General features: G+C 50.1%; 5 protein-coding genes and 1 rRNA gene. 4 read left to right on the top strand and 2 right to left on the bottom strand.

Translation table 11 applies throughout. The features are described from left to right. Window positions 1-178: 178 nt before the first annotated feature. From QXR61_02370 to QXR61_02355, 4 genes are all read left to right on the top strand, one after another. A 16S ribosomal RNA gene (locus QXR61_02370) occupies window positions 179-1,677 on the top strand. 239 nt (window positions 1,678-1,916) lie between these two features. Further along, window positions 1,917-2,669, top strand: a complete 753-nt coding sequence (locus tag QXR61_02365) for a nucleotidyltransferase family protein (protein MEM3756795.1) — start codon at window positions 1,917-1,919, stop codon at window positions 2,667-2,669. Window positions 2,670-2,778: 109 nt separating this feature from the next. Further along, window positions 2,779-4,011, top strand: coding sequence for an OFA family MFS transporter (locus QXR61_02360; protein MEM3756794.1), 1,233 nt, complete (start codon window positions 2,779-2,781; stop codon window positions 4,009-4,011). A 122-nt stretch (window positions 4,012-4,133) separates the two neighbouring features. After that, window positions 4,134-5,381, top strand: coding sequence for a lactate racemase domain-containing protein (locus QXR61_02355; GenBank protein MEM3756793.1), 1,248 nt, complete (start codon window positions 4,134-4,136; stop codon window positions 5,379-5,381). A 16-nt stretch (window positions 5,382-5,397) separates the two neighbouring features. On the opposite strand, the gene QXR61_02350 is transcribed toward QXR61_02355, so the two are convergent. Together QXR61_02350 and gyaR are read right to left on the bottom strand one after the other, a co-directional pair. Continuing rightward, window positions 5,398-6,687: an iron-containing alcohol dehydrogenase gene (locus tag QXR61_02350; GenBank protein ID MEM3756792.1), complete on the bottom strand. Its 1,290-nt coding sequence runs from the start codon at window positions 6,685-6,687 to the stop codon at window positions 5,398-5,400. Between the two features lie 17 nt (window positions 6,688-6,704). Further along, entirely contained in the window at window positions 6,705-7,703 is a 999-nt protein-coding gene (gene gyaR / locus QXR61_02345; protein ID MEM3756791.1) for a glyoxylate reductase, read from the bottom strand. Between the last annotated feature and the right edge of the window lie 44 nt (window positions 7,704-7,747).

The following is a 7,747-nucleotide window of genomic DNA, read 5'->3' as shown; positions in this document are numbered from 1 at the left end:
ATATCGAGGTCCGCGATGGCGGCGTCAATGCAGATAATGGAGGCGTTTCAGCCTCCCAATGAAGCATTGACCTCCAGTTGCGGACACAATTAATGCGGACCTTAGCCCGAAATGCTAAGGTCCAAGGCGGGCTTAAAGCCAACCCCCGCCACTCAAAAATAAGTGCGACCGCTTCCCAACTCCGGTTGATCCTGCCGGACCCCACCGCTATCGGGGTGGGACTAAGCCATGCGAGTCGGCGCCCTCCAGCCAACGGGGAGGGCGCGGCGGACGGCTCCGTAACACGTAGCTAACCTACCCTCAGGACGGGAATAACCCCGGGAAACTGGGGCTAATTCCCGATAGGTGAGGAGGCCTGGAATGGTCCCTCACCGAAAGGGCTCTGGAACCACGCTTCCAGAGCCGCCTGAGGATGGGGCTGCGGCCGATCAGGTAGTTGGTGGGGTAACGGCCCACCAAGCCTATAACCGGTACGGGCCGTGAGAGCGGGAGCCCGGAGATGGGCACTGAGACAAGGGCCCAGGCCCTACGGGGCGCAGCAGGCGCGAAACCTCCGCAATGCGCGCAAGCGTGACGGGGCTACCCCGAGTGCCGCCCGCTGAGGGCGGCTTTTCCCCAGTGTAAACAGCTGGGGGAATAAGGGGAGGGCAAGTCGGGTGTCAGCCGCCGCGGTAATACCCGCTCCCCGAGTGGTGGGGACGATTATTGGGCTTAAAGCGTCCGTAGCCGGCCTGGCAAGTCCCTCGTTAAATCCAACGGCCTAACCGTTGGACTGCGGGGGATACTGTCAGGCTAGGGGGCGGGAGAGGCCGGCGGTATTCCCGGGGTAGGGGTGAAATCCTATAATCCCGGGAGGACCACCAGTGGCGAAGGCGGCCGGCCAGAACGCGCCCGACGGTGAGGGACGAAAGCCGGGGGAGCGAACCGGATTAGATACCCGGGTAGTCCCGGCTGTAAACGATGCGGGCTAGGTGTTGGCGCGACTACGAGTCGCGCCAGTGCCGCAGGGAAACCGTTAAGCCCGCCGCCTGGGGAGTACGGTCGCAAGACTGAAACTTAAAGGAATTGGCGGGGGGGCACCACAAGGGGTGAAGCTTGCGGTTCAATTGGAGTCAACACCGGGAACCTTACCGGGGGCGACAGCAGGATGAAGGCCAGATTGAAGGTCTTGCCAGACAAGCTGAGAGGAGGTGCATGGCCGTCGCCAGCTCGTGCCGTGAGGTGTCCTGTTAAGTCAGGCAACGAGCGAGACCCGCGCCCCTTGTTGCCAGCGGCCCCCGGAAGGGGGTCGGGCACACGAGGGGGACTGCCGCCGCTAAGGCGGAGGAAGGAGCGGGCTACGGCAGGTCAGTATGCCCCGAATCCCCCGGGCCACACGCGAGCTGCAATGGCAGGGACAATGGGTTCCGACCCCGAAAGGGGGAGGCAATCCCTAAACCCTGCCTCAGTTGGGATCGAGGGCTGCAACCCGCCCTCGTGAACATGGAATCCCTAGTAATCGCGGGTCATCAACCCGCGGTGAATACGTCCCCGCCCCTTGCACACACCGCCCGTCGCTCCACCCGAGTGAGGCCTAGATGAGGCGCAGTTTCTTGGCTGCGTCGAATCTAGGCTTCGCGAGGGGGGAGAAGTCGTAACAAGGTGGCCGTAGGGGAACCTGCGGCCGGATCACCTCCTAAGAAGCAATGATTGTGGCGGGGGTTGTGTTAGGGCCCGTGAAACTCAAAGAGTTTTTCTCACTTAATTTAAGGTTTAGTAAGAATGAATAAAGGGCTTGTTAAGTCTATTTTTGCGGGAATAAAAGCGTATTGAGTTTTTGTAGTTTTCTTAAATTCTTTTTCTCTCCATTTAATCCTCGGATACGAGTAAGTGTTAAATGCCCCTTGACATCTTTCTTCTTATAGAGGGGAAGCCTTATGGGTGGCGTTAGAGGGGTAGTTTTATGTGGTGGGCCGGGTAAAAGGCTTAGGCCGATAACTTATTATTTTCAGAAGGCTATGATCCCCATTGGTAAAATGCAGAAACCTCTCCTTGAATATGTGGTTAGACTGCTAAAATTTTATGGTATAAGAGACCTAGTTTTTCTCGTCGATTATAAGGCTGAGCAAATAATGAATTATTTCGATAATGGCTCTAGATTCGAGGTTAATATATCCTACGTTTACGATGACCCGTCATTAAAGGGGACCGCTGGATCTATAGTGAACGCGTATAGAAGGGGGATGCTGAATGTTGATGAGACCCTACTTATATATTATGGGGACATCTTAACAAATATGAACCTCCGAGACTTCTTGAACTTTCACAGAGAGAAGAGAGCTGTGGCGACGGTCGCCCTCTCAAGCGGATTTACGGTTAGGGTAGGCGTAGCTGAGCTGGAGGTGGATAGTAGAATTCGAAGCTTCCAAGAAAAACCCAAAATAGATAAGCCTGTCAGTATAGCGATAGCGGCGCTGGAGGGCGAGGCTCTTAAAGAGGTAGATAAAATGGCAAGCGGCAGATCTGAGCTCGACCTTATGGGCGATGTAATCCCGTATCTGATAAGTAAAGGGGCCAGCGTTTACGGATACCTTACAGACGCCTTCTGGTACGACGTCGGTAGCACAGAGGCCTACGAGAAACTGGAGCCGAACTTAGTTGACGAAATATTTGCCTTCCTTTACAAGTGAAGAAACTAAATCTGCTTCTTTCATTAATTGCAAATATTTAAGCTGGGCTCTCCATTAGTTTATGTTTTCTTTTCCTTAATTTATTGGATGATTAGGCGAAGTGATCTGTTTGGACGTAACTAGAATGAGGCGAAGGTGGGTTCTACTGGCCGGAGCAGTTATCGTAATGATGTTCATCGCTATTTACCAGTACTCTTGGTCTTTATTCGCTTCAGGTTTAAACTCTAATTTAGGGTGGTCGATGACAACGATTCAAGCAGCTTTCACATTGTACACTTATGCGGCCACATTCGTACAGCCGTTATCCGGATACTTTGCTGATAAATTTGGGCCAAGAAAAATAGCGGTACTTGCTGGTCTGCTAGCAGCCTTAGGCCTTTCACTAAATTACATGGTGAGTTCGCCACTACATCTCTATACATATTATGCTCTCGGCTCAATAGGGGTTGGAATGCTCTACGGTATCTCTACATCTATAGCGGTTAAATGGTTTCCCGATAAAAGGGGGCTAGCCACTGGGATAGTCACCTTCGGCTTCGGCGCCGGAACAGCTATCTTCAATGTTCCAATTCAATCGTGGATCTCGAATTACAGCGTTAAAACAGCTTTTCTCTACACCGGCATACTAATGTTGATCTTCATTATGCCTTTCACCTTACTCTACAGTTACCCTGAAACGGCACAAACATCTGAAAGACAGAGACTTGAGGAAGGAGGAGACGCGGCGAACTGGAGGTGGCATGAAATGCTTAAGACCGGTCAATGGTGGCTAATCTATATCTCGTTCTCTATTATGGCGGCCATCGCGCTTCTCTTCGGCGCACATATCGTGCCGATGGCGAAAGCAAGCAACATATCGGCTAATGTGTTAAGCCTCGCCCTAGTAGCTTATCCTTTAGCGAACGGTTTCAGCAGGGTGCTGGGCGGATTAATATCAGACCATGTAGGCAGGCAGATCACAGCCACGCTCTTCTACACCCTAGCAGGAGCCATGATGATAGCGTTAAGCTTCACAGCTTCTAATCCAATAGGGTTTGCATCTTTTGTTGTGCTTACGATGCTGTTCGCAGGCTCGGTCTTCGCGTTTAACCCAGCCCTCATCGGAGACTTCTACGGCCCAAGATACTCAACAACCAATTATGGGATCACCTACACCGCTAAGAGCTGGGGAGGATTAATATCTGGATACGTTACAGCATACTTTTCAGCGGCACTAAACAACAACTACGCTCCATTAACAATTGGGCTGGGAACCGGGGCCTTAATAGCCGCGGTTCTCGTCAGCCCATGGCTCCTCAAGAAACCTAGAAAGAAGGATGTGGCGGAAGCCCGGTCACCCTGAGTTCTCCTCATTTTCCACCAGCCAACTGCGGATAAACGCCTCTAACGCTGGGATAAAAGCATTTATTATGAGGAAAAGCAACTTTATTCTTCATGTGGTGTTCTGGTGAATCTATTCCAAAGATGGTTAGGGTGCGGCAGAAAATCTACGCTCCGAAGATAGATGATTATATTTCTGCCCTTAGGGAGGAGCTGAATAAGGCTGGCTTAAGGGAGAAGGTTAAACCCGGAGCAAAGATAGCTATTGCGGTTGGTAGCCGTGGAATAGCGCATATAGTAGAGATAGTTGCAGCAATTGTTGATGAGGTCAGGGATGCTGGCGGCGAGCCATTTATTGTGCCATCTATGGGAAGCCACGGTGGAGCAACACCTGAAGGCCAAATAGCCGTCCTTAGAAGTCTCGGGATAACTCAGGAATCCGTTGGCGCGCCGATATGGGCTACCATGGAGGTTGAGGAGGTGGGGCGCCTAAGTAATGGTGCTCCGGTGTATGTTGACAGGGCCGCTGCAAAATCTGATGGGATAATCGTTGTTAATAGGGTTAAGCCTCACACTGATTTTAAGGGCAGGATAGAGAGCGGCTTAATGAAGATGATGGCAGTAGGTTTGGGGAAGCAGAAGGGCGCTGAAATAATACATAGGTATCAGCTTGAGGGTTACCATAAGCTTATTCCGGAGGCAGCTAGGATAATCATGAGGGAAACACCAATAATCTTAGGTGTCGCGGTAGTTGAGAATGCGCGCCATGAGATAGCGGTTATAAAAGCCTTAAAACCTGAGGAGATCGAGGAAGAGGAGGCTAAACTTCTAGAAATAGCGAAAGATTTGATGGTTAGGATACCCTTTAAGGAAATAGATGTTTTGATAGTTGATGAGATGGGGAAGAATATAAGCGGCACCGGAATGGATACCAACGTTATCGGCAGGTTTTGGGCTTCGCCTAAGGAATATGAGCCCCGCACGCCGAAGATCAAGAGAATAGTTGTTCTAGACTTAACCAAGGAGTCTGGTGGAAACGCTGTTGGGATAGGGTTAGCGGACATTACAACCAAAAGGCTGGTCTCCAAGATAGACTTCGAGGAAACATTTGTGAACTGTTTTACTTCGACGTGGCCGGAGACAGCGAAGATCCCGCCATTCCTGCCAAATGACCGCGATGCTATACTTATGGCTATAAGATGCTGCGGGCCAATAGAACCGCAGAAAGCGAAGATTGTCAGGATAAAAAACACGCTTGAGCTAGAATACATGTGGATATCGGAAAGCCTGTGTGAAGTCGTGAAGCAGGATAAGGAGCTCTCGGAGCGCCTAGAAATATTAGGGGAACCGGAGGAAATGCAGTTTGATGTTCTCGGAAACCTGGCGAGATAATAGGATGGCTGCTAGACTAAGGTTTCGGCGAAGGAATCAGGCTGAAGTCTCCAGTGTAGGCGGCTTCTAGGGTCGGCTTTATAAGCCTATCGACATCCCCGGCTTCAGCCCTTATCGGTATCGGCATGTTCTCCAGCTTGCTCTTAAGCTGAGGATCCTTCGCAGCGCTCACCATCTTTTCAATATGTTTCTCGGTTGCACCAGCCTCCTTCAACGTGGTTGGGAAGCCTATCCTCTTAAAGAAGTTTATCATACCCTCCGCGACAGCTTCAGCGAGCCTTCTCCCCTCAAAACTCATTTTTTTCTCATCTAGGTAACCGTTGTCAACGTAGATACGGGCAACCCTTTTTAATTGATCCTGTATTGCGTATGAGAATAGAACCGTGTAATACGGGTTTAAAACAGCGCATGCCCTTCCATGCGGAAGAACATCGACAAGCGAGAAGCTTCCGAGATGAGGTCCATTAGTTCCTCCAAGCATTATTGAGTATCCGCCTAAATCTGTTCCAAGCCCCAGAGCATACCTAGCTTCAAGATCCTCATCGTTTTTAAGGGCCCTTGGCAGAGCCTCCACTATAAGCTTTATTCCAGCATACGCTACCTCACTTATCTTCTCATAGTTCGCTTTTCCAGTAGCGCCCATCCAAACCTCCCAGCAGTGGGATATCCCGTCAAGCGCCCCATCCTTAGTTAAATCGGGCGTCATGCTCCTCGTGACATCATACTGGAATATTGAGGCTCTAGGCACAATCGCCCCGTCAATTATGAGCTTCTTCTGAAAAGTCATCATGTCGGTTACGTTTGAGTATTTAGTTAAATGGGAGGCTGAGCTGCTGGCGGTTTGTATAGCTATCAGCGGAACCCGTTCTCCACCCGATTTAGCTGAAACCAACCCTGTTCCAAAATAATCCTCTATCACCCCTCCATACAGCGCTAAGACTAACGCCGCCTTAGCGCCATCAATTACGCTACCGCCGCCAACAGCGACAACACCGTTACAGCCCATTTTCACTAGCTGATATGCAAGCCTATAAACATCTTCTTTAGGCGTGTTTTGACGAGCCCCCTCTAAGACCCCTAAAACCTCATAGCCCCTTCTTTTGAGGGAGGATCTCACAAAATCAACGATCCCAGCTCGTATGCCGGTTCCACTAGTTATGATCGCGGTTTTTCTCCCAATCCTGTCAACGTATCTATCAAAGCTTTTTAAGGCTTCCGCGCCAAATGCATAGTCGTCGCCCTTAAATTCAATGAGCAGACTCTCGGCTTTCCTCATAAGTGATTTATCTAAGCCGATTTCACCCATATTTCATGCCACCCGAACTAGGCCGGGGGAGGCTTAACCTTCACCACGTCTGGGTTTACAAGGTTCGGGGGAACTTTCCCATCAAAGAACGCTATCAGGTTTTCCGCAACCATCTCAGCCATCCTTGAACGCGTCTCATAGCTGGCGCTAGCAATATGCGGTGTCAGAATAACGTTGTTGAGCTTAAGCAATGGGCTATCCGCAGGTAACGGCTCCTGCTCAAATACGTCTAATGCTGCCCCGGCAAGCCTCCCCTCCTTCAGCGCCTCGTACAAAGCTTTTTCATTGACCACAGGGCCCCTTGAAGTATTTATCAAGTACGCTGTTTTTTTAACAAGCTTGAGCTTTTCGGCGTCTATTAGATGGTAAGTTTCCTTTGTCAATGGAACATGTATGCTTATGAAGTCCGATTCCCTTAGCAAGGTGTCTAAGGGAACAAAAACCGCGCCTGCTTCTTTCTCTATTTGCGGGTTCCGCACAACATCATAGTATAGGATTTTCATATTGAAGCATTTAGCCCTTCTAGCAACAGCCGAACCTATTCTCCCAGCGCCAATTAACCCCAATGTAGCCCCATAAATATCCCTTCCGAGAAGCATGCTTGGATGCCAGCCCACCTTCCATTCGCCTTCACGCACGTATCTGTCTGCTTCAACAACACGTCTAGCGATAGCCATTAAAAGAGCCCATGCAAAATCAGCCGTTGTTTCAGTTAAAACGCCCGGCGTATTAGTCACGTATATTCCTCTCCTAGTGGCCTCCTCAACATCTATGTTGTCGAAGCCAACAGCCATCTGGGCAATTATCTTCAACTTAGACGCGGCATTAAAGACCTCGGCGTCAATCTTGTCTGAAAGAAGAGTTACCAGCGCGTCAACATCCCTAACCTTTTCAACTATAATCTGCTTTGGTGGCGGACCATACTCTGGCCAAACTTCGGCGTCAAATCGTTCCAAAATTTTTTTAAGTCCCCTTTCAGGAAGCTCCCTAGTGATATAAACTTTGGGTTTATACACCTTTAACACCCCTTAAACATGATGCGGCGCCATTAAATATTTAA

It is taken from the genome of Candidatus Bathyarchaeia archaeon, from assembly GCA_038882715.1.
Taxonomy (GTDB): domain Archaea; phylum Thermoproteota; class Bathyarchaeia; order Bathyarchaeales; family DTEX01; genus DTEX01.
The sequence above is the reverse complement of the archived record's forward strand: the minus strand, read 5'-3'. Positions and strand labels throughout refer to the sequence as shown.